The 23,166-nt window shown below is 62.9% G+C and carries 18 protein-coding genes; 11 read left to right on the top strand and 7 right to left on the bottom strand.

Translation table 11 applies throughout. The features are described from left to right. Nucleotides 1-32 precede the first annotated feature (32 nt). The gene (locus tag VHC04_RS22345) at nucleotides 33-1,073 is read right to left on the bottom strand and encodes an LLM class flavin-dependent oxidoreductase (RefSeq protein ID WP_325684955.1); all 1,041 of its coding nucleotides are present in this window, start codon (nucleotides 1,071-1,073) and stop codon (nucleotides 33-35) included. A gap of 43 nt (nucleotides 1,074-1,116) precedes the next feature. Further along, nucleotides 1,117-1,572, bottom strand: coding sequence for a methylated-DNA--[protein]-cysteine S-methyltransferase (locus VHC04_RS22340; protein WP_325684954.1), 456 nt, complete (start codon nucleotides 1,570-1,572; stop codon nucleotides 1,117-1,119). Between the two features lie 294 nt (nucleotides 1,573-1,866). On the opposite strand from VHC04_RS22340, the gene VHC04_RS22335 reads away from it, so the two are divergent. The 6 genes from VHC04_RS22335 (at nucleotide 1,867) to VHC04_RS22310 (ending at nucleotide 7,994) form a co-directional block, all read left to right on the top strand. Then, nucleotides 1,867-3,207, top strand: a complete 1,341-nt coding sequence (locus tag VHC04_RS22335; protein WP_325684953.1) for an ATP-binding protein — start codon at nucleotides 1,867-1,869, stop codon at nucleotides 3,205-3,207. Nucleotides 3,208-3,407: 200 nt separating this feature from the next. Beyond that, nucleotides 3,408-4,178 (top strand): glucose-1-phosphate cytidylyltransferase, encoded by a 771-nt coding sequence (rfbF, locus tag VHC04_RS22330; protein WP_325684952.1) that lies wholly within the window; start codon nucleotides 3,408-3,410, stop codon nucleotides 4,176-4,178. Nucleotides 4,179-4,195: 17 nt separating this feature from the next. After that, entirely contained in the window at nucleotides 4,196-5,254 is a 1,059-nt protein-coding gene (locus VHC04_RS22325; protein WP_325684951.1) for an NAD-dependent epimerase/dehydratase family protein, read from the top strand. Nucleotides 5,255-5,269: 15 nt separating this feature from the next. After that, nucleotides 5,270-5,836: a dTDP-4-dehydrorhamnose 3,5-epimerase gene (rfbC, locus tag VHC04_RS22320; protein WP_325684950.1), complete on the top strand. Its 567-nt coding sequence runs from the start codon at nucleotides 5,270-5,272 to the stop codon at nucleotides 5,834-5,836. Then, nucleotides 5,833-6,771 (top strand): NAD-dependent epimerase/dehydratase family protein, encoded by a 939-nt coding sequence (locus VHC04_RS22315; protein ID WP_325684949.1) that lies wholly within the window; start codon nucleotides 5,833-5,835, stop codon nucleotides 6,769-6,771. The genes rfbC and VHC04_RS22315 overlap by 4 nt, the downstream gene beginning before the upstream one ends. A gap of 38 nt (nucleotides 6,772-6,809) precedes the next feature. Further along, on the top strand, nucleotides 6,810-7,994 hold the full coding sequence (locus VHC04_RS22310) for a hypothetical protein (RefSeq protein ID WP_325684948.1): 1,185 nt from the start codon (nucleotides 6,810-6,812) through the stop codon (nucleotides 7,992-7,994). Between the two features lie 78 nt (nucleotides 7,995-8,072). On the opposite strand, the gene VHC04_RS22305 is transcribed toward VHC04_RS22310, so the two are convergent. The 5 genes from VHC04_RS22305 to VHC04_RS22285 form a co-directional block, all read right to left on the bottom strand. Further along, complete coding sequence (locus tag VHC04_RS22305) at nucleotides 8,073-9,209, bottom strand: rhamnan synthesis F family protein (RefSeq protein ID WP_325684947.1); 1,137 nt, start codon at nucleotides 9,207-9,209, stop codon at nucleotides 8,073-8,075. A 129-nt stretch (nucleotides 9,210-9,338) separates the two neighbouring features. Next, nucleotides 9,339-13,088 carry a class I SAM-dependent methyltransferase gene (locus VHC04_RS22300; protein WP_325684946.1) on the bottom strand — a complete coding sequence of 1,250 codons (3,750 nt, stop codon included), beginning with the start codon at nucleotides 13,086-13,088 and terminating at the stop codon, nucleotides 9,339-9,341. Nucleotides 13,089-14,002: 914 nt separating this feature from the next. Then, the gene (locus VHC04_RS22295) at nucleotides 14,003-14,164 is read right to left on the bottom strand and encodes a hypothetical protein (RefSeq protein WP_325684945.1); all 162 of its coding nucleotides are present in this window, start codon (nucleotides 14,162-14,164) and stop codon (nucleotides 14,003-14,005) included. Between the two features lie 266 nt (nucleotides 14,165-14,430). Continuing rightward, the gene (gene alaS / locus VHC04_RS22290) at nucleotides 14,431-17,076 is read right to left on the bottom strand and encodes an alanine--tRNA ligase (protein ID WP_325684944.1); all 2,646 of its coding nucleotides are present in this window, start codon (nucleotides 17,074-17,076) and stop codon (nucleotides 14,431-14,433) included. Between the two features lie 255 nt (nucleotides 17,077-17,331). Next, complete coding sequence (locus VHC04_RS22285; RefSeq protein ID WP_325684943.1) at nucleotides 17,332-18,165, bottom strand: HpcH/HpaI aldolase family protein; 834 nt, start codon at nucleotides 18,163-18,165, stop codon at nucleotides 17,332-17,334. A gap of 129 nt (nucleotides 18,166-18,294) precedes the next feature. Between VHC04_RS22285 and VHC04_RS22280 the strand changes: the two genes are divergently transcribed. From VHC04_RS22280 to ugpB, 5 genes are all read left to right on the top strand, one after another. Further along, nucleotides 18,295-19,575, top strand: coding sequence for a GDSL-type esterase/lipase family protein (locus VHC04_RS22280; protein ID WP_325684942.1), 1,281 nt, complete (start codon nucleotides 18,295-18,297; stop codon nucleotides 19,573-19,575). Nucleotides 19,576-19,620: 45 nt separating this feature from the next. Further along, nucleotides 19,621-21,084, top strand: a complete 1,464-nt coding sequence (locus VHC04_RS22275) for an MFS transporter (protein ID WP_325684941.1) — start codon at nucleotides 19,621-19,623, stop codon at nucleotides 21,082-21,084. 146 nt (nucleotides 21,085-21,230) lie between these two features. After that, nucleotides 21,231-21,395, top strand: a complete 165-nt coding sequence (locus VHC04_RS22270; protein ID WP_325684940.1) for a hypothetical protein — start codon at nucleotides 21,231-21,233, stop codon at nucleotides 21,393-21,395. Continuing rightward, nucleotides 21,392-21,652, top strand: a complete 261-nt coding sequence (locus VHC04_RS22265; protein ID WP_325684939.1) for a hypothetical protein — start codon at nucleotides 21,392-21,394, stop codon at nucleotides 21,650-21,652. The genes VHC04_RS22270 and VHC04_RS22265 overlap by 4 nt, the downstream gene beginning before the upstream one ends. 159 nt (nucleotides 21,653-21,811) lie before the next feature. Further along, nucleotides 21,812-23,164 (top strand): sn-glycerol-3-phosphate ABC transporter substrate-binding protein UgpB, encoded by a 1,353-nt coding sequence (gene ugpB / locus VHC04_RS22260; RefSeq protein WP_325684938.1) that lies wholly within the window; start codon nucleotides 21,812-21,814, stop codon nucleotides 23,162-23,164. The last annotated feature ends 2 nt before the right edge of the window (nucleotides 23,165-23,166 follow it).

Below are 23,166 nucleotides of genomic sequence, written 5' to 3'. Positions count from 1 at the left end.
GGGCGGTCGGGTCCGCCCGTCCGCGGCCGCGGTCAGGCCGCCGCGCCGCGGGCCCGAACCGGTGGTTCGGAACGGAAATGCGGCATCACCTCCCGCGCGAAGCGGCGCAGGTTTTCACGCGCGGTGCCGCCGCCGTTCAGCAACAGGTACCGGACGCCCGCGTCCCGCAGGCGCTCGATCTTTCGGCAGATCTCGTCCGGCGTACCGTACAGCGCGCTTTCCTCGCTGGCTTCCCGCGTGTCGGAGAACGCCATGATGCTGGCCGTGTTGTTGCCGTCGGGGCGCTGGCTGATCGCGTGCAGCCGGCGCTGCGCGGCGAGGCGGCGGTCGATGGCGGCCGCCTTTTCCTCCGGCGTGTCGGCGACGAAGAAGGCGCGGGCGACGCCCACCTGCATCGGATCGAAGCCGAACCCGTTGGCCAGCATCGCTGTCTTGTAGGTGCCAAACCGACGAATGGTCTCATCGATCGGCGCGAACTGGTCCAGCAGCAGGTTGTGCCCGCGCGCGGCCACCCGCCGTATGCTGTCCTCATGCCCGGCGCCTTGCCAGAACGGCGGGTGCGGTGCCTGTACCGTCGGCGGCTCCACGATGATGTCGTCGAACCGCCAGAACCGGCCATGGAAGGAAAACCGCTCGTTCGACGTCCAGGCTCGGGTGATGATGTCGATCGCTTCCTCGAAGCGCGGCGCCGCTTCCTCCATCGGAACGCGGAAGCCGGCGAATTCATTGTGGCGGTAGCCCTTGCCGACGCCGAAATCCAGGCGCCCGCCGGACAGCAGGTCGACCGTGGCCGCCTGCTCCGCCAACAGCACGGGGTTGTGCCAGGGCAGCACGATCACCGCCGTGCCCAGGCGCAGGGTGGAGGTGCGCGCGCCGATCCAGGTCAACAGGTTCAGCGTGGCGGAGACCTGGCCGAAACCGGTGAAATGATGCTCGACGATGAACGCGCTGTCATAGCCCAGTGCCTCGGCCTCGATGACGTATTCGATGTAGTCCTTGAAGCCCGCCGCGCTGTCGACATCGGGACCACCGCCCCGCTGCGCCTGCGCCGCGCCGAACAGTCCGAAGCGCATGGTTGCCCTCCCTGGCGTCATCCGTATCGGGTCGAATCCCGCTTTACAGCAGTGCGCCTTCCGGCTGTTCCAACGCCAGCAGCCAGCGCTTGGTCGGCAGTCCCTCACCGCCGGAATAGCCGCCCAGATGGCCGGTGGCGACCACGCGGTGGCAGGGAATGATCAGCGGGATCGGGTTGCGCCCGTTCGCCTGTCCGACAGAGCGTGGGGAGCCGCCGGCGATGCGGGCGATGTCGATATAGGTGCGGGTTTCGCCATACGGGATGGTGCACAACGCGTCCCACACCGCCCGCCGATACGGGGTGCCGACCGGGGCCAAGGGCAGGTCGAAGGTCCTCAACGCACCGTCGAAATAAGCGTCGAGCTGCTGTCTGGCGCGGTCCAGCAGCGCGGTCTGCGCCTGATCCTCGACCCAGCCCCAGTCCAGCGCGACGATGGCGCCGTCATGCTCGAAGACAGTGACGTCACCGATCGGGGTATGCAGCGACACATGCGGCATGGCCTTGCCCTCCCAAAAGGGGATCGATTTTTGGCCGCTTGGCGGGCCGGCGTCCAGCGACTCCGCGCCACCGGCGAAAAATGCCGCCTATCACCAGGTTTTGAAAGCCCTCCAGATGCGGCGCGGCCGGGCGAATCCGTCACCCCCGGCGGGCGGCGGCCGATCAACTGCCCGGGATCGCACGGGAATATCAGGTGATTTCAGCACCGGCGGCCTCAATGTCGCAGCGGCGGCTTTGTGGCCCGGGCCAGGCCGTATTGTTCGTTCAGCGATACCGTTGCAGAGCGCGCAACCATGACAAGACCGAGCATGAAGCCGCCGGACCCTGGAGACGATACCGTCCAGCTTCTGGCTCGCATCAAGCAGTTGGAAGAGCAGCTTGCGGACAGTGAGGAAACGTTGCAGGCGATCCGGCGCGGTGACGCGGACGCGCTTGTCGCCTCACCCGACCACGACAGCCGCCGCGTCTATACACTGGAGAGTGCCGACCCGCCTTATCAGGTTCTGATCGAGCAGATACAGGAAGGCGCCGTCACCCTCAGCTTCGACGGGACCATCCTGTACTGCAATCGCCGGCTGGCGACCATGTTCGGCGTCGCGCGGCAGCGCCTTGTGGGCCAGCGCCTGCATCCGTTCATCCGCCCCGCGGACCTGCCGGCCCTGTCGCGGCTCTTGCAGGACGCGGCGCACACCGTCACCAGGGACGAGCTGACAGTGGCGACGGCGGATGGGCGGGAGATCCCCGTCTACATGTCGCTGAATGTGCTGCGGGAAGACGGGCGTGAAGCCGTGCTGTGCGGCATCCTGACAGACCTGGCGGAGCAGAAGCGGCACGTGCATGTCCTGGCCGCGGCCAATGAGCGCCTGCGCCGGGAGATCGCCGAGCGTGAGCGGGCCGAGGAGGCGCTGCGGCAATCCCAGAAGATGGAGGCGGTGGGCCAGCTCACGGGGGGCCTGGCGCATGACTTCAACAACCTACTGGCCGGCATTTCCGGCAACCTGGAACTGTTACATAGGCGTATCATTCAAGGCCGCGTGCTCGACCTGGAGCGGTATATCGAGGCGGCGCAGGGTGCCGCCCGCCGGGCAGCCGCGGTGACCCATCGGCTGCTGGCGTTTTCCCGCCGCCAGACCCTCGATCCGCGGCCGACCGACATCAACCGCCTGGTGAGCGGCATGGCGGAACTGATCCAGCGGGCCGTTGGTCCGGCGGTGAAGCTGGTCGTGCGGCCGGCCGGGGATTTATGGACGACCCGCATCGACCATGGCCAGCTTGAAAGCGCGCTGCTCAATCTGTGCATCAACGCGCGCGATGCGATGCCTGACGGCGGACCGGTCACGATCGAGACGGGCAACGAAACGATCGATCTGGCGCACGCCGCCTTGATGGACGTCGCCGCGGGAGATTATGTCGTGTTGGCTGTTACGGACACCGGCAGCGGCATGCCGGACGATGTGGTGCAGCGCGCCTTCGATCCGTTTTTCACCACCAAGCCTCTCGGCCAGGGGACCGGCCTGGGGCTGTCGATGATCTATGGCTTCGCCAGGCAATCAGGTGGCTCGATCAGCATCGAATCGACGCTGGGCCAGGGCACGACGATGCGGCTGCATCTGCCGCGTTTCCGCGGCGATTGACACCGCTCATCGCTGCCGACGGGGTGTGCCGTGATGGCTGCTTCGCGACGGGAGTGCGCTCATAAGGAATGAAGCAGCGGCGCGGGTGCAGGTTATCGAATGATCTCTGCCAACAGCCATTGACTAGATTCCCACATTTTGGGATTTTCCGAGTAAGCGTTACCGCGAGTAAGCGTTACCGCAAGGGAAAAGAGAATCGAATGAAAGCTGTCCTCTTAGCCGGAGGGCTGGGTACGCGGTTTGCTGAAGAAACTGACGTGAAGCCCAAGCCGATGATTGAGATAGGTGGAAAGCCGATCATTTGGCATATCATGAAGATCTACTCCAGCCATGGTATCAATGACTTTATCGTGTGTCTCGGGTATAAAGGATATGTGATCAAGGAATATTTTAGGAATTACTTCCTACACATGTCAAATGTGACATTCGATATCAAAAATAATCTGATGGAAGTGCATCAGGACCAGGCGGAACCGTGGAAAGTTACTCTTGTCGACACTGGTGAATCGACAATGATTGGGGGGCGGATTAAGAGAATTCTCCCCTATATCAACGGCGATACGGAATTCTGCCTTACTTACGGCGATGGTGTCGGCAACGTCGACATTGCCGCGGTCATCGATCTGCACCGCAGTGAAGGGCGTCTTGCCACGGTGACGGCGGTCCAGCCACCGGGCCGCTTTGGCGCCATCAACTTCGACGGAAATCGCGTCACGGACTTCCAGGAGAAACCGATAGGTGACGGCGGATGGATCAATGGCGGGTTTTTTGTCCTATCTCCCGAAGTAGGCCGATACATCGCAGGTGACGCGACGGTGTGGGAGCAGGAGCCCATGCGTGCACTCGCCGCGGAAGGCAATCTGAGCGTCTACTTTCACAGGGGCTTTTGGCAGCCTATGGACACTTTGCGGGACAAGCGGCAGCTCGAGGAACTATGGGCGACCGGTAAGGCGCCGTGGAAGCTTTGGTGAAGGATGAGGGGCAGCACATGCGTATCCTGATTACGGGCAACATGGGCTACGTGGGGCCTGTTCTCACGCGTTTTTTGCGGGATTGGCTGCCGAATTCCGAGTTGATCGGCTTCGATGCGGGCTTTTTTGGTCATTGCCTGACCGGTGCCGGTACGTTGCCGGAGACGCTGCTCGACCGCCAGATCTTTGGCGATATCCGTGATTTCCCAGTGGAGGTGCTCGACGGCGTGGATGCTGTGATCCATTTGAGCGCGGTTTCCAACGATCCCATGGGTAACAGGTTCGAGGCCGTGACTCATGAGATTAACCAGGTCGCGACCATCCGCCTTGCGAAGGCCGCCGCGGCGCATGGTGCCAAGCATTTCGCTTTTGCGTCGAGCTGCTCGATGTACGGCTATGCCGAGGGTGGGGCCCGGTCCGAACGGGATCCGACCAACCCTCTGACCGCGTACGCTCGTTCAAAGATCGGTTCGGAGCAGGCCTGTGCCCAGTCCGACCTGCGTGACATGACGGTGACCGCGCTGCGCTTCGCCACCGCCTGCGGCATGTCCGACCGTCTGCGCCTCGATTTGGTTCTCAACGATTTTGTCGCCTGCGCTGTGACCTCCGGCGAGATAACTGTCCTTAGCGACGGGACACCTTGGAGACCATTGATCGATGTGGAAGACATGGCGCGGGCGATCACTTGGGCAATCACCCGCAGTCCTGATAACGGTGGCAAGTTTCTGGCGGTCAACGCCGGCCGAGACGAGGGCAACTATCAGGTGTCGGAGCTAGCTGCTGCCGTGGCGCGTCTTGTGCCTGGAACCAAGGTGTCGATCAACACCGACGCGCCGCCTGACAAGCGCTCCTATAAGGTCGACTTCTCGCTCTTCAAGTCGCTGGCGCCGGAATGGATCCCCCGCCTTTCTCTCGACCAGTCCATCGAGCGTCTTACCGCGGGGCTGACCGGCATAGGCTTTACCGACAAGGATTTCCGCAATTCGCCCTACATGCGCTTGAAGACGCTCGAAGGCCATATGTTGGCAGGCCGCCTGGGTGCAGATCTGCGCTGGGTATCGGGTGGACGTCACTGAAAGCCGAACTGTATCATGAAATTTCACAAGACTTCGCTGGACGGCGCCTACCTCATCGAGCTGGAGCGCCGCGGCGACGACCGGGGTTTCTTCGCGCGCTTCTTCTGTGAGCAAGAGTTTGGGGCCCAGGGGTTGGAGACGCACTTTGTCCAGGTGAACAATTCGCTGAGCGGCAAAGCGGGTACTCTGCGCGGTATACACTATCAGCTCCCGCCTTCCAGCGAGGTCAAGGTGGTTCGTGCGATCAGAGGCAGCCTGTGGGACTGCATCGTCGACCTCCGGGCCGGTTCGCCCACTTTTGGCAAGTGGTTCGGCGCCGAGCTCAACGACGACAATCGGCTCATGATGTATGTGCCACGTGGCTTCGGTCACGCGCTCCTTACTCTGACAAGCAACGTCGAAGCGCTCTATCTCGTGAGCGCATTCTACGCGCCAGAGAGCGAACGCGGCGTACGGTGGAACGACCCGGCGATTGGGATCGAATGGCCGATCCAGCCGGTTGAGATCTCGGAGAAGGACCGAAACTGGCCTGACTTGAACGACACTTTCCATGGCATGGAGCGGATGCGGGGCCTAGCATGAAGGTCCTGCTCACCGGTGCCAGTTCCTTCACCGGATATTGGTTTGCCCATGCTCTGAACGCCGCGGGGGCCGAGGTTGTCGCGCCGCTCCGCTCCGTCGCGACAGCCTATGCGGAGGGCGTTCGCGCCGAGCGTGTGCGACGGCTCAGCAAGGTGGCCGAAGTGGTGGGGCAGGCGCCTTTCGGCTCCAATCGGTTTCTGGATCTCGTCGGCTCTGGCCGGTTCGACCTTCTGTGCCACCATGCGGCGCGGGTAGGTGACTACCGTAGCCCAGATTTCGATATCGCTGGCGCTCTCGCGGAGAACACGTACAATCTGCGTTCAGTCCTCACTGCGATGGTCAAGGGCGGCCTAAAGGGCCTGGTGCTGACCGGCACCGTTTTCGAGGAAAACGAAGGCGCTGGTGAGATGCCCCTGCCGGCCTTCTCGCCCTACGGTCTGTCGAAGACTTTAACAGCGACGGTCGTGCGCCATCGCTGCCGCGAAATCGGCTTACCCTTCGCCAAATTCGTCATCCCCAATCCGTTCGGAATTCTGGAAGAACCACGCTTTTGCAACCACCTGATCAGCACTTGGGTCAAGGGATTGACGGCTACAGTCAATACACCGGCCTATCTGCGCGACAATATTCACGTCGGTCTTCTGAGCGAGGCTTACGCTCAGTTTGCCGGCAAGGTCGCGGCGGCATCCGCGCCGGTTAGTCGGCTCAATCCCAGCGGTTATGTGGAAACGCAGGGGGCATTTGCCGCCCGCTTCGCATCCGCCATGCGCCCTCGTCTCGGCCTGGAATGTGCCCTTGAGCTAAAGGAGCAGACCGAATTCACCGAACCGATAATGCGGGTCAATACGGATAGCGCCGAGCGCTATGTCGTCGGATGGAATGAAAGCGCAGCATGGGACAAGCTGGCTGAATATTACAAACAGAGATCAATCTGAGACCGATCTGAAACAAAGAACAACGCGAGGGTATAAACATGGCTCGCGAGGATGAAGTGCTTAAGCATATCACCAAGGATATGCTGGGCGTCGAAATCGGACCGTGGCATTCGCCGCTGGCGCCGAAATCTGCAGGTTACCATTGCCTGTCATTGGACGTGCTCGATGGCCCAGCCTTAAGGGAGCGGGCCCGGGCCGATCCCAATGTGCCTGACAGTTGGGTCGAGCGCATCGAAGACGTCGATCTGGTCGGGCCGGCTAATCTTTTGCTGGATCTCGTCGCCGAGAAGGGGTTGGTCGGCAAGCTCGATTATCTTGTCTCGTCCCATAACTTCGAGCATATCCCCGACCCGATCGGCTTTTTCCAGACTTGTGGAAAGGTCCTCAAACCTGAGGGCGTGATTTCCATGGCCATTCCAGATCGGCGCGGATCGTTCGATTTCTTTCGCCCGTTCACGACCCTGGCTTCGTGGATTCAAGCTCACCAGGAGAAACGCATCAGGCCCTCCTATGCGCAGGTATTCGAAATGAATACCACTATCGCTTTTTACAGGCGGGGTGACGATCTCGATACAGGTATGGATTACCTCAACGAAAATCCCGCCAATTTCGATCCACACCGAAGGCTACGATCCGAATACACTGAATGGATGCGAAAAATAGAGACGCAAGATGACAACTACCTGGACACCCATTGCTCATCATTGACGCCGACGGTGTTCAAGCTTCTTGTTTCGGATGCTTATTTTTTAGGTTTGATCCCATTCGATATTCTTGAGGTATCCGAAACATACTGGGCGGAATTTTATGTTCATTTGAAGAATAGGGGATATGCAGAGCCCGTTTCGGACAACGAAGCAACCCGGCACTACGAGACTAGAGCACGTCTTTTACAGGAGGTCGTCAATGAAGCCGGTACCACCTCACAGGCATCTTTCAACCTGCGCCGCGAAAGCGCCGAGTTGCAACAGGCAAATGCCGCACTGAAAGAGGAATTAAAGCGGCTGGCCGCGGAGAACAAAGTCGAGTCAGCGATAAAGTCCAGCCTAATCGAAGAACTTGAACGTGAGGTAGCAGAAAGCAAGGTGAAAAGCGAAATTTTGAAGGGTCAGATTGATTCTCTCCAACAGCGGGTAGCAATGCTTGAGGCTTCGACGAGTTGGCGCATCACGGCGCCTTTGCGCCGGCTGGTTTCCTATTCCAGGAGTATGATCACGGGATAAGCCTGTGAGTTTGAATGCGAGGTGTGGCCCGCGTCAAGGCTCGAACCGAGATGCAGTTCGGCAGAATCAATCAATAGGCTACATCTTTGAACGTCGCCCTTCCGATCGGCTCCTGACGCTCAGGATGTTGCATATCTCGAGTAGATTGTTGGCTAGAAGAGGTGTTGTGAAGATGGCTTTCTTCAAGAACGGAAATCCAGCCTTCAGCATAACATCCCAAAGTTCGATGCTCGGATTGGTGGGGATTTCTCCCTTGATAACCCTTGAACGCCAATCGGGCGCATGCGTGCTATCTGCCTTCCATTCCTTGCCGGCGCGGCGAAGAATGTCTTCATACTTCCAAGCCGCGCCCATCCGCACACCCCGGCCGGTCATCCAACGGGAGAATCCGAATTCGTGGCTGTTGACGACGAACCAGCGGTCATGATGGGGTTTGTACGCCTGCCAGAACCTCTTCCAAGCCTCATCAGCCACCAGATCGGCTGTGCAATAGATGAAGAAAGATTGAATGTGCCAGACATGAAGCCATGCATCCACAGCCCCGGTGATATCGAACTTGCCTGAGCGAGCCACTTCGAAAAGCGGGGCTAGGCTGTTCATGGTGCCGACGACGCTATCATTCGTCAGTACTATAGGGTGTCCGGCAACGCCGAGGCGGTCGATCAGGCCGACGCCTGTGGCGTAGAGCCCGAAGTCGCGCGCGCGATTATCGCAGTTGACCAGCCGCCATACCCGGCCCTCGAGCTTGGACTGGGTTTCTGGGCGCATCGTCTTGCTATTCGTCAAGAAGACGATGCGACATCCCTGCTCATACAGCGCGTCGAGATAGTTCAGAACATAAGTCTGTACATCGTCGTGTACATCATGATGAGCAAAGATACAGATTGGTTGATTCAATGACGGTGCACGGCCGATTTCCTGATCGGCCACGATTACCTCTCCGTTCTCATGCTTCATATGTTCGACGCGGGAGAAACGCGCTTCTTCCCCCAGGGTCCGGAAAAGAGCGCTGCGCCATGCAGCGCGATCGGGTAAGTGGGCGCCGATAGTTTCGTGCCACTGCTGGGTCGAAAATAAGGGATTGGGATTGCGCGGGTCGTCTCTCGTCTGGCGACAGAAATGCTCCAGGCATGACATGCCGGCGGGTATGTCGTGCCTGTAAGTGTCGCGATAGTATGATATGTCGAAAAGGATGTTGGGGCCGACGACATCCATCTGCTGGAGACATTCCTGGACAGACAAGTGGGGGACGCCGCTCGCTTGCCGGATCCAGGCAAGGTCAATCAGAGGGTGTGGGCTTTCGAGGTTGGTTCCGACGTTTATCAAAATGCCTCCGATCCAGGCTCAGACCAGACGTCGCGTCATATTCGCAGAGTTCAATTTGTCCAACACCAATGCCCGCTCCACGGGATCAAGAAGTGCAAACCATCCCGCGGGCCATTCAACTACGGCGGAGTCTGTCAACGCTGTCCTTCCATTACAGGAGCCAGAGGAAACCAAGGTCGCCGTCGCTCCACGCCCGCTCGCGTCCACACGATGTGGAAAAGCGCCGAGCAGGCGCGCCTCTTCGCTGTCGGGACTCGACAACAGTCGCCTCCAGACTTGAGCAAGCAACGCCTTGAGCTCCCAGCACCCAGGGTCTGCCCCCAAAATTTCCAAAGCGTCGCGGGTGAACAGCAAAGCTTCCTCATGCATGATGGCTATCAAGCGCCGCTGTTCTGGCGAATAGGCATCCTTGGATCGGACAGCCCGTAGCGTGCCGGTGGTAGGATCGGGTTGCAGTCCGATGGTCGTGGTCGTGTTCTCACCAAGCAAAACTTCCATGAGAGAGGGAGAAGCGCCGATGACGTCGGCTCGTTGCCAACCCGAAGGTACTTGAAGCGGTACATGGCGCTCGAATCGATCGTCGAGGAAAAAATAAGCATCCGCGCGCAGGTCAGAAGGTATGTGATGTTTGCGATTTTCGATGAGACCAAAGAAATAAGATCGCAACGCAACGTCAGGCGCGACCGTTTTGAAAATGGATGACAACGGGGGCATGATGCTACCCGACCAACCGAGGTCGATCAGCCCGACATTCTTGCTGTTTACAATGTCACTCGCTTCCCCATAGTACCGGAGTAGATTCTCCGATGCCTCATGCGCAAGCGCGATAATTGTCGGTGCCAAGTCGAGCACCGCCTTTTCAAGCAGGCCCTTGGCCACGCTGTAGTCGCCACACATGCTGAGCTGGGAAACAACTGGCGCGTGAATATCGCGGATGCCAAGATTGTCAGCGCACCGGGCGATAATGTCATCATTGTCGATTTGGAATATATCCATATATTCGTAGAATGTCGTGGCGCATGAGAAATCTAATTTCTTAACAAAACTCTCCAGCCCGTCAATCGTGAGTAGGCGCTGGCTATACAGCATGCGTCGGGAAGCTAATAAATATCGCGAGGCACAAGCGGCGAAGCCCGATTTACGAATAAGTTCGTAAACTTGCTGAACCAGGAAACCATCGCGTGCCAGGAATAGGACCTTATCCAGCCGATCGGTTTTTGCGCGCGTAGCGATCCATCCGGCGAATGCGAGGGCTGTGGGGCCGAGCACCTCATAACCGACGTGGCGGGCAATGCGCTCCGTAGGATCAAGGTCCTTGGCCTCTATCCGGGCGCGGTGCTCCCGCGACAGGCCCAAGGCTGTGGACGCAGCGAGGTTCGATATGTCGAGCACGGAAACATCGGCCATCTGCAGTGCGTAGGGCTGCTGAACCTCATGCTCAGTGTAATGTATGGCGTTCCAGCCTGAAGCCTCGGCGCACTGCATGTCAGCCTGAAAATTGTCGCCCAAATGCAGGATCTTCTCGCCAGAGACCCCCAGATCCGCAGCAACTTTCTCGTACAATGTGCGCTGCCATTTACCGGCGCCATATTCGTTAGAGACGTAGACGACCGGATCTTCATAGCCGGCTGCGGACAGGACTTCCGTCAGGAAGTCGGAAGGCAGATACATATCGCTGACGAAGATTGTTTTCTTCCCGGTCGCGAGCGCCGCCCGGTACCAGCCCAATACCATCGGGTTGGCGCAGAGCATCTGGCGTTCGGTGTCGAGTTCCAACTGCTCTAACTGTCGACGCTCATTGTCGTTCAGGTTCAGTTCTTTCTGCAGGACGTCGTAGATATGCCTGAAGCCAATTTCCAATATTCCGGCTTCCCGTTGCGCGATGTTGCGTGCCTCACGTTCGGCCCAGAATCGCAAGTCGGCGAAGGTGCCGAAACGTGGATGGATGGCGCGCGCCGCTGCTGCCACCAAATCGAAGACCGATGTCGGATGAGCCACTCGCCTGATGAGCGCAGTGTCGAAGATGTCTAAAGATAGGATATCGACCGACTTCAATCGATCCAGGATCACCGCCTCCTGTGTTCCTTTGAATCGGCCCCGGTCCGGCGGAGTGTAAGGGACCGGAACACGGGTGGGCACATCGCCAAAGTCACGAGCAGACCGTGTCCAGCCTCGACAAGTGTTCGCTCCGACGGCTGTTGACACCGCTCCCGTCTGAGACAGGAAATGCTGCAGCGGCTCGACGTCGCCGCTCGTGGACTGATGCTTCAGCCACCACTGGCCATCAAACAGGGGGTGGGGATTCCGGCCCTGACGCCAACCGATCGTTGCATAGTGCGTGAAAGGATCGACGTCGATACTCTCCAGCCGGGGTTCCTGGTTCAGGTAGTAGTCCGGATCGAACCAGTCGGGCCCGGGGTTTTGGATCACATCCGGATCATTCGTTTGCAGCTCTAATGCAGCTCTGATCCGGGTGGAAAGGTGCCGGTTGTCATCAAGCGCGATCGCCTTCGACGGTTTAACCCGGCGACGATCGCGCAAAAAGGCAATGCGTGCCGGCATGCGGTGCGGGGTCACAGCCCACCACAGCGCCTTTGCGCAGCGCCGGAACGCCAGGCGCATGGGCGGTGGCGCTCGGTCGAGGATTAAGCGCAAGGGGCCGGTGGCCCGCCAGAAACTGCTTCGCTCGATGCACTGCGCATAGATCCGTGCCGCCTGGGTCGCATCTGCCTCCCGCGCAAGCGAATCGCGCAGTTCCGTGAGAACTCTGGCCTGCTTGTCCGCGACGGCCCGCTGATTATCCAGCGAGGCCAAGAGGTCGGCATGAGAGTTCTCGATATCGCTGAGCCGTGTCTTCAGCGTCTGGACGGCAGTCTCGGCATCCTGGAGTGCCTGTTCGCGCTTCTCGCGTTCAGACTCGAGTTTGCCGCGCTCCGCTAGCAGAGCCTGATTCTCATGGCGAAGATGCTCCCGCTCCTTTATGGTCTCATCAAGGCTGCGATGGGTAAACTCGAGTTCATACTGCCGCCGGATGGCCAACCCCAGGCGAGCATAGGCGGTCCGGATCAGGTCCGTCTCATCGGGCCCGGCTTCGAGCAGCGGACGTAATCCGACCGGGATGTTAGGACCGACCGCCAGCACGCCCAGGCCGTGGCCGTGCAGGAATGAGAACGACGGATACTGTGCGGACAACTCGGCCCAAAGACGCCAGACGCCAAACTCGCGCTCGTGCACGTTAATGTCGTGAAACAACACGACACCTCGGGAGGATAGCTTGGGACGCCAAGCTTCGAAGTCGTGTAGGACGTCATCGGCATGATGTCGGCCATCAATATGCAACAGATCGATCGTGCTATCCCCAAAGTAGGGCAGAGCCTCGTCGAAGCGGCACCGCAACAGGCTCGAGAATCCGGAATAGCGCTGATCATTCACCCCCGCGACTCGTGAATAAACCTCCTCGCCGTAAAAGCCGGCATGCTCGTCGCCGCACCAGGTATCGACGGCGTAGCAAGCCGTCGAAAGGTGAAGCCATTGCACGGCTTGGCAGAAGGAGAAATAGGAGAAGCCGCTATGTGTCCCTAGTTCGACCAAAACGCTGGGGCGTATGGCATCGATCAGCCAGAATCCGCAAGGGCCATGCTCCAACCATGCGGATTCCGCGACATACTGTGGCGGCCAGAAGGCGGTAGGGCCTATCCACGTGGCTGGATTTTGCCTTGCCGAGTCGGATGCGAGATGCCCGGGAACGGGTATGGCGATAGTCTTCAACTTGTGGATTCCCTAACCGCGAGCGTCTTCAGTGATACATTACGGTGATCGGCATGCCAACTGGTTACCGCTCGCAGCGCGGGTCACGACCACAATCCCCCAATCAATTCATGATGCCGCGCGACCGCCTTCTTTCCGACTGCGTCTGATTTCCGACTGAGTCTGAGGCCTGCCGGTGACCATGTCGAAGCACAAGCTATAATTGTATTCTGATTTCCATTTAGAATTGACCCTTGGAGTTTCACCGAAAATACATATATTGTATAAATATAATTGGGGCTTCGTGCAAAGGCAATGATCTGGATGTCGAGCGTGGTGGCGAGATAATTTTTCCTGTACCGGCGGTCGCTGACGAACACAGTGTTGGCGGGCCCGAGAAACCTCACAGCCGTGGAGTTGCTGCATCAGCAGGGTTTGACCGCATGCTCGAAGCAGGCCGAATTGCGGCTGTCTCTGACGCACGCGGCGGGACGAGTGCTCCCGCATCAGAGGTGGTGGCGTTACCGTCGAAGGAGTCGGCGATGGTGCGGCCCTCGACTCTCACAAAGAGAAAAAAGAGTTGCGTTATAGTTGTCAATAGTCGGGAAAATCTTTGTTCTCTAATCTTGTCCGGAAGCTCAAACCGTCGCAGCTTGTCCCCCATAGGACTATAGTCATGTAACATGGGATCTCAATGCCATGAGCCTACAACTTGCCGTCCTATAGAGCGCGCAGCATGTCTGACGTCATCACATCAATACCAATGATTGGTTCGGCCGCTATGCGTCGAACGACGCGCGGTCGTAGCGTCCTTCAGCGACGGGCGGATCATATCAGGTGCCGGGCAGGCTGCTGCTGGTAGCGGCTGATTGGGTCATCGGACTGACAGGGCGGCCGGCCGCTTGCTTCAACCGATAAGCGTGATCCAGACCTTGTCAGCGTTCCGTCGAGACACTGGTAATGCAGCGCGGATTCGGATCGCGCTCCGCTAAGAAGATCTGATCGACCACGACAAGTTGCAGCACGATCCGGTGCTGGTGGTGCTCGTGGGCAAAATGGCGACGCAACAACTGCACTACACTGGCGAGCAAGAGCATATTGAACCGATTTGAGCGGAGCGTGTCCGAGCCGGCCTAACCAGCTGTGCCTGGAGAATCGCTCGAACTGTCTCATGGAGTGTGACGTAGGATCGCCTCCAGGTAGTTGACCCACCCGGCCGACTTTCGACGTACTCGGATGCTATGATGGTCCTTGGCACCCCGCAGCAGCCCTGCGGTGGCGGGATCATCGAACAGGCGTTCGACCTCGGCATGCAGGGATGGCCAGTTTCCCTTGACGGCCAGTAGATAGTCGGGCCTCGCGCTCAGCCGGCCGCCGCGATCGCTGTCCGCACCGCCTCCAATGCGCCCTCGGCCTGTGCGCCGTCGGGGCCACCGGCCTGCGCCAGGTCGGGCCGGCCGCCGCCGCCCTTGCCGCCCACGGCCGCCGCCGCCGCGCGGACGAGGTCGACCGCGCTGAGCCGCTTCGCCAAGTCCGGCGATACCGATACGACGATGCTCGCCTTGCCCTCGGCCGTGGAGACCAGGGCGACCACACCGGTTTCCTGCTGCTTGCCGATTGCCTCGGCCAGGCCCTTCAGGTCGCGCGCCGGTACTTCGCCCATGTTGCGGGCGGACAGCTTGATCCCGCTGATCTCCTCGACCGCGGCGGCCGCGCCACCGGTGGCGAGCTTCTTCTGCAGCTCCGCCACCTGGGCCTGCAGCTTGCGCCGGTCTTCCAGCAAGGCGTTGACGCGGTCGACGACCTCGGCCGGCGCGGTGCGCAGCGCGGCCGCGGCGTCGTGCAGCCGCGCCTGGATATCGGCGACGACCGCCTCGGCGGTGGCGCCGGTCACCGCCTCGATCCGGCGCACGCCGGCGGCGACGGCGCTTTCGCCGACGATGCGGAAATAGCCGATATCGCCGGTGCGGCGGACATGCGTGCCGCCGCACAGCTCGATGGACCAGGCCGCCTTGTTGCCGTCCGGCGGCCCCATCGATACCACGCGGACCTCGTCGCCGTATTTCTCGCCGAACAGCGCCATGGCGCCCATCTCCACCGCGGCATCCGGGGTCATCAGCCGGGTGGTGACCTCGGTGTTCTCGCGGATCCGGGCGTTGACCTCGGCCTCGACCCAGTGCAGCTCCTCGGCGGTGATCGGCCGGGGCTGCGACACGTCGAAGCGCAGCCGGTCCGGCGCGTTCAGGCTGCCTTTCTGCTGCACATGGGTCCCCAGCTTCCGCCGCAGCGCCTCATGCAGCAGGTGTGTCGCCGAGTGGTGCGCGCGAATGGCGGACCGGCGGCCATGGTCGACCGTGGCGACGACCGGCGTGCCCGGCGTCGCGGTGCCGGTTTCAACCTTGCCCAGATGGACGAACAGGTCGCCCAGCTTCTTCTGCGTGTCGGTGACCGCGATGCGCAGCCCGTTGGTGCCGGTGATCACGCCGGTATCGCCGACCTGGCCGCCACTTTCGCCGTAGAACGGCGTCTGGTTCAGCACCACCGCGACGTCGGACCCGGCCGGAACGCTGTCCACCGCCGCGCCGCCCGAGACCAGCGCGACGATCTCGGCCTCCGCCGTTTCGGTCGCGTAGCCCAGGAATTCACTGGCGCCGGTCTTTTCCTTGATCTCGAACCAGACGCCTTCAGTCGCCGCTTCGCCGGACCCGGCCCAGGCGGCCCGAGCCCGGGCGCGCTGTTCCCGCATCGCCGCCTCGAACCCGTCCAGGTCCACGGTGCGGCCCTGTTCGCGCAGCGCATCCTGGGTCAGGTCCAGCGGGAAGCCGTAGGTGTCATACAGGCGGAAGGCGACGGCGCCGGGCAGCGGTTGCTTGTCGCCCAGGCGGCCGGTCTCATCGCCCAGCAGGTGCAGGCCGCGGTCCAGCAGCTGCTTGAACCGCGTCTCCTCCAGCTTCAGCGTTTCCTCGATCAGCGGTTCGGCGCGCACCAGCTCGGGGTAGGCGGCGCCCATCTGCCGCACCAGGGCGGGCACCAGCCGGTACATGACGGGCTCCCGCGCGCTCATGAGGGCGATATGGCGCATGGCGCGGCGCATGATACGGCGCAGGACGTAGCCGCGGCCTTCGTTGGACGGCAGCACGCCATCGGCGATCAGAAAGGCGCTGGAGCGCAGATGGTCGGCGACGACGCGGTGGCTGGTCTTGAACGGGCCGTCCGGGTCCTGCCCGGTGGCCTCGGCACTGGCCAGGATCAGCGCGCGCAGCGTGTCGGTGTCATAGTTGTCGTGCTTGCCCTGCAGGATGGCGGCGAACCGCTCCAGCCCCATGCCGGTGTCGATGGACGGCCGTGGCAGCGCCACGCGGGTGCCGGGCGGGCCTTCCTCGTACTGCATGAAGACCAGGTTCCAGATCTCGATGAACCGGTCCCCGTCCTCGTCCGGGCTGCCCGGCGGGCCGCCGGGGATCGAGGGGCCATGGTCGTAGAAGATCTCGGAGCACGGGCCGCACGGGCCGGTATCGCCCATGCGCCAGAAATTGTCCGAGGTTGCGATCCGGACGATCCGGTCCTCGGGAAGGCCCGCGACCTTCTTCCAGATGGCGGCGGCGTCATCATCCTCGGCATAGACGGTGACCAGCAGGCGGTCACGATCGATGCCGAAATCCCTGGTCAGCAGGTCCCACGCGAAGGGGATGGCCTGGTCCTTGAAATAGTCGCCGAAGCTGAAATTCCCCAGCATTTCAAAGAATGTATGGTGGCGCGCGGTATAGCCGACATTATCCAGGTCGTTGTGCTTGCCGCCGGCCCGGACGCATTTCTGCGCCGTGGTCGCCCGGACATAGGGGCGCTTCTCCTGGCCGGTGAAGACGTTCTTGAACTGCACCATGCCGGAATTGGCGAACATCAAGGTCGGGTCGTTGCGCGGGACCAGCGGCGAACTCTCCACGACCTGGTGGCCGTTGCGGGCGAAGAAGTCCAGGAAGGTGGCACGGATATCGTTGCTGCTGGCCATGATATGCGGGTCTGAGGTCCGTAGGTCGGCGGAAGCGTGTCACCTAGCGCAGCGGCGGCGCCGAGTCACGGGTGCCGCGCGGTAGGCCGTGCGACGTACCGCGTCCGGAGCGCTTGGCGTGCCCTGACACCCCTGCCCCCTGGCGGCGCCTCCGCGCCGCCTTTGTCCCTGGCGCCCCTGCCCCTGATGTCCCGCCACTCCCGCGATTCCCGGTTCCGCGCCGCTCTCCCGCCGGTTCCGGGTCGCGCCGGCGGGTCAGTAGCTGGCGGCCACCTTCCGCGCCGGCGTGGCCGGCGCCGCGGCGCCGGTCAGCATCCCGCGCATCCCCTCGCCATTGGCCCGCCACCAGTTGTACAGGATGCGGACATCCCAGCCGATGCAGAAATGCTTCACGCCCATTTCCAGATAGGGCGCGGCGCCGGCGATGTCCGCCAGCTCCACGCGCGGGTGCAGTCCCATCTTCAGCGCCGTTTCGATCGTCCTGCGCTCCGCCCGCACCACGTCCGGGTGGTTGCGCTGGCCGGTCAGGCCCAGGCTCATGGAGTAGTCCGAGGCCCCGAACTGCACCATGTCGATCCCCTTGACCGACAGGATGGCCTCCAGGTTCTCCACGCATTCGCGCTTCTCGACCATCAGCGCGATGACCACCTCGTTCAGCGCCTCCACATAGGCCGGGGAGCCGCCTTCCAGCACCGTGCCGACGTCCCGCCGCATGCCGACGCCCAGCCGGCCGCCGGTGCCCGGGGTTTCCGCCCGCACCGCCGCGACGCAGGCCTGCGCGTCCTCCACGGTCCGCACATCGGCGAACAGCACGCTCTGAAAGCCGGAGCCGATCGCCCGCATGGCCTGGTGGGTGTACTGCTGCTGCTCGATCTTGATCATCCCGCCCAGGTTCTTCAGCTCCAGCGCCCTGCCCAGGTTGTCGAGGTCGTGCATGGAGAACGGCGCGTACTCGGCGGTGAACTCGACGTAGTCGTAGCTGCCGGCATCGCCGATCAGCTCCACGAGCGTCGGCCAGCACGACAGGATATGGGTGCCGAGCGTGGGCTGGCCGGCATTCAGCAGGGCGCGCAGGCGGTTCGGACGCATGGTGTCGTCTCCCTTTTGTTGTGCGAACGTGACGTGGCCGGATAGTCCCCCGATCGCAGCGCCGGCGCAACCGGGCGCCGATTTGCCAACCGCGCCGAACCGGTGCTGACTGCCGGATACAACGAAGCAATGAACAGACGTCCGACCATGCCCCCACACGAAGCCAACTGGATCGCCGCCTGGACCGGCGCCGCGCAGGGTCCGTACCCGCTGGGCAACCCGACCGCCCAGCCCGACATGCGTTTCGCGCTGCCCTCGGCGGAACAGGGCGCGCAGGATCAGACCTTCCGCCTGATCGTGCGACCGCACCTGTGGGGCCGCCGGGCCCGCCTGCGCCTGTCGAACGCGCACGGCACCCGTCCGGTCACCTTCGCCGGCACCCATGTGGGCCTGCAGGGAAGCGGCGCGCTGCTGGTGGCCGGCACCAACCGGCCGGTCCGCTTCGCCGGTGCCGATGCCGTCACGGTCCCGCCGGGTGCCTCCGCGCTGAGCGATCCCGTCGACCTGCCATGGGTGGGCACTCCCACCGATGCGCTGCTGGCGCACCGGAAGCTGGCGGTCAGCTTCCACCTGCCGGGCCCGACCGGCCCGATGACCTGGCATGCCAAGGCGCTGACCACGTCCTATCTGACGCCGCCCGGCAGCGGCGCGCATGCGGCGACGGAAGCCGAGGATCCGTTCGCGTTCACCACCGCGTCCTGGTTCTTCCTCGATCAGGTGCAGATGGATGTGCCCGGCGCGCGCGGCATCGTGGCAATCGGCGACTCGATCACCGACGGCACGTGCTCCACGATGAATGGCGACGACCGCTGGCCGGATTTCCTGGGCCGCCGCATCCATGCCGTCTACGGGTCACGCTATTCCGTGGTGAACCAGGGCATCGGCGGCAACCGCATCGTCAGCCCGGCCGATTACGCGGCCGATCCGGTCGCCGGCGGTCCCAGCGCCCTGGACCGGCTGGAGCGGGACGTCATCAGCCTGCCGAATGTCGCGGCGGTGATCTGGCTGGAGGGGATCAACGATTTCGGCCATGGCGGCGGCGGCGTCGCCGATGTGATCGCCGGCATCCGCCAGGGCGTCGCCCGGCTGCGGCAAGCCATACCCGGCGTGCGCATCGCCATGGGCACGCTGGTGCCCGCCCTGAACGCCACCAACGGCACCCATGGCACGCCGGCCGTGGAAACGATGCGGCAGGCCTGCAACGACTTCATCCGCACGTGCGGCTTGTTCGACGCGGTCGTCGATTTCGATGCCGTCACCCGCGATCCCGCCAGCGGTGAGCTCAAGGCGGAGTTCGTGCCGGATTCCAGCGTCGGCGGCCCCGGCGACAAGCTGCATCCGAACCGTGTCGGCTACCGCGCCATGGCGCAGGCGGTCGATCTGCGGACCCTGCTGGGGGAGCCGGACTGACCGGCGGCTCTTCCCTCGGGGCATTTGCGGAGCGACAATTGCGTCATGCCGCCTGCACCGAGAGCCCCCGTCGCCCGCGTCTCCTCGCAAACCCGCCTGACAGCCGTCATAGTCGCCTGCGCATTCTTCATGCAGAACCTGGATTCGACGGTGATCGCGACCGCGCTGCCGACCATGGCGCGGGCCTTCGACATCGATCCGGTGCGGATGAATGTCGCGCTGACCGCATACCTGCTCAGCGTGGCCGTGTTCATCCCCGCCAGCGGCTGGATGGCCGATCGCTACGGCACCCGGAACGTCTTCCGAGCGGCGATCATCGTGTTCACGCTGGGGTCGATCTGGTGCGGGCTGTCGAACGGCCTGTTCGAGCTGGTCGTGGCCCGCATCGTGCAAGGCATGGGTGGCGCCATGATGGTGCCGGTCGGCCGGCTGTTGCTGCTGCGCACCGCCGCGAAGACCGAGATGGTGGCCGCGATGGCCTGGCTGACCATGCCGGCCCTGCTGGGGCCGGTGGTGGGACCGCCGGTCGGCGGCTTCATCGTCACCTGGTTCAACTGGCGCTGGACCTTCTACATCAACATCCCGGTGGGCATCCTGGGCCTGGTCGCCGTCACCCTGTTCATCAAGGACTTTCGAGAGCAGCCGCGCGGCGGGTTCGACCTGCGCGGCCTGATCCTGTCGGGCGCCGCCCTGGCCTGCTTCATGTTCGGGCTGGAGACGGTGGGGCGCGGCGTGGTCGCGCCACCGCTGACCGTGGCGATGATCGTGGCCGGCCTGGCCGCCGCCTTCCTGTACTACCTGCATGCCCGGCGGCACCCGGCGCCGCTGCTGGACTTCACTTTGATGCGGCTGCCCTGTTTCGGCCTGTCCTTCTGCGCGATGATGTTGTTCCGCACCGGCATCGGCGCGATCCCGTTCCTGCTGCCGATGATGCTGCAGGTGGGCTTCGGCGATTCGGCCGCCCGCAGCGGCCTGATCACCTTCGCCAGCTCGGCCGGCGCGCTGGTGATGAAGCCGGCGGCGCAGCACGCGCTGCGGCTGTTCGGCTTCCGCGACACGTTGATCTGGAACGGCGTGCTGTCCGGCATCATGCTGATCGCCTGTGCCGCGTTCCGGCCGACCTGGCCGGCGGCGGCGATCTATTTCGTGCTGCTGGTGGGCGGCTTCCTGCGCTCCCTGCAGTTCACCGCCTACAATACCCTGGCCTATGGCGACGTGCCGCGCGCGCAAATGAGCGCGGCGACCAGCCTGTACACCGCCGGCCAGCAGCTGGCCGCCACCATCGGCATTACGGCGGGCGCCATCTCGCTGGAGGTTGCCCGGGTCTTTTCCGGCCATGCCGAACCGATGATCAGCGATTTCAGCGCCGCCTTCGTGGTGGTTGGCCTGATGGCCCTGGTGGCGGCGCCGATCGCCGTGCTGATGCCGCTGAACGCGGGCGATGACCTGACCGGCCGCCATACCCCCGTACCGGCGCCGCGGGAGGCGGCGCGCCGGGCCGGGGAATGACGTGCCAGGGAATGACGCGCCGGGGAGAATGACGCGCCGGCGGGGCACCCATATCCAACGTTACGCTTCGCGACGGTTCACACGGTAAATTATCCGTAAGGAAATGACTGATCTGTTGCGGATCCGTCGATGAACGGCGTATCGGCATGATCGAGCAAGAAACGATCGAGAAGGACCTGGTGGCAGCGGACGTGCACGCGGATGCGGTCTACCCGGCCAGCGACGACCGCGCCGGCATGAAGCGGGACGGACCACCCCCTTTCGCCTGCTGCACCGCCATCTCGGCCCGCGGCGGAACAGCGGCGTCATGAGCGTGCAGTGCGCCTTCTGCCGGGACATCGGCTGGCCGCCGACCGCGGTGCGGGAGCCGGCGGAATGGATATCGCTGGCCGAGTATGATCGCCGCGGCGGCCGCCGGGACGGCCCCGTCAGCCACGGCGCCTGTCCGGACTGCGCCGCCAGGGTGCTGGATGAGCACGGGCTCGACGACGATGCGCTGCCTATCGACGCGGCGGTACACACGGACGGGCCGAAAAATCCCCTTCACGCGAGCGTCTTGAAACGGTAATCCGCTGGCAACGCGGCACGGCTAGAGAGAGCGTCGGGTTGACCCTGTCATGCTCTATCAACCTTTTGATTCAGGGGCGCGATTCACGCCCTCCGACCGCCGGCTTCAGGTGATCGCGCACGAACTGCCGAGACCGCATCCAGGGAAGGACCGTTGTTCATGAAGCGCCGCAGCCTGCTGGTCACGCCTTTCGCCCTCGCGCCCCTGGCATGGACCGGAAGAAGCGCCCAGGCGGACGATAAGCCGGCGGATGGAAGGACGAAGATCGTCTGGTGGCACGCGATGACCGCCGCCATGGCCGACGAGGTGAACCGCATCGCGTCCGGCTTCAACGCCAGCCGGAACGATATCGTGATCGAGGCGGTCTACAAGGGCGGCTATCCTGAGACGCTGACCGCCACCATCGCGGCGAGCAGAGCGGGCCAGGCCCCGCATGTCGTGCAGGTGTTCGAGGTCGGGACGGGGACCATGCTGGCCGCCGGGAAGGCGGTGAAGCAGGTCTGGGAGCTGGCCGGGGAAACCGGCGCCGCCGTCGATCCCAAGGCCTTCATCCCCGCCGTCGCCGGCTATTACAGCCTGCCGGACGGACGCCTGGCCTCGATGCCGTTCAACTCCTCCACGGCCGTGATGTGGTACAACAAGGACGCGTTCCGCAAGGCCGGGCTGGATCCCGACCATCCGCCGGCCACCTGGCAGGCGGTGCGGACGGCCGCCGATGCGATCAAGGCGAAGAATGCCGCGTCGATCCCCATGACCACGTCCTGGCCCACCTGGATCCAGCTGGAGCAATACAGCGCGCTGCACGACCTGCCCTTCGCCAGCAAGGAGAACGGCTTCGGCGGACTGGACGCACAGCTCGTGTTCAACAACAAGGCCCAGGTGAAGCACATCCAGCGCCTGCTGGACATGGCGAAGGACGGAACCTTCAAATACAGCGGCCGCGACACCGCCGGCGATCCGCTGATCGTTTCCGGGGAGGCGGCGATCTCCTTCGGTTCCTCCTCGATGCGCGGCAACCTGGTCAAGAGCGCCAGGCATCAATGGGGCGAGGCGTTTCTGCCCTACGACCCCGATATCATTGCGAAGCCGGAAAACGCGATCATCGGCGGCGCCAGCCTGTGGGTGATGACGGCCCCCGGCCGCACGCCGGCCGAATACAAGGCGGTCGCGGCCTTCCTGCAATACCTCGCCAAGCCGGAGAACGATGCGCTGTGGGCGAAGAACACCGGCTATGTGCCGGTGACGCTGGGCGGCTACCAGGTGCTGAAGCAGCAGCGCTATTACGACCAGGCGGTGGGTGCCGACATCCCGGTGGAGCAGCTGGCGCGCGGCACGCTGACCCCCAACACGCGCGGCCTGCGCCTGGGCCGGCTGCCGGAGATCCGCAACATCATCCAGGAGGAGCTGGAGAAGGCGCTGCAAGGCGGCCAGACGGCGCAGCAGGCGATGGACAACGCCGTCGCGCGCAGTGACAAGGTGCTGAAGGATTTCGCTCGGACGGTGAAGACCTGACC

The organism is Rhodopila sp. (genome assembly GCF_035548095.1).
GTDB lineage: Bacteria > Pseudomonadota > Alphaproteobacteria > Acetobacterales > Acetobacteraceae > Rhodopila.
The sequence above is the reverse complement of the archived record's forward strand: the minus strand, read 5'-3'. Positions and strand labels throughout refer to the sequence as shown.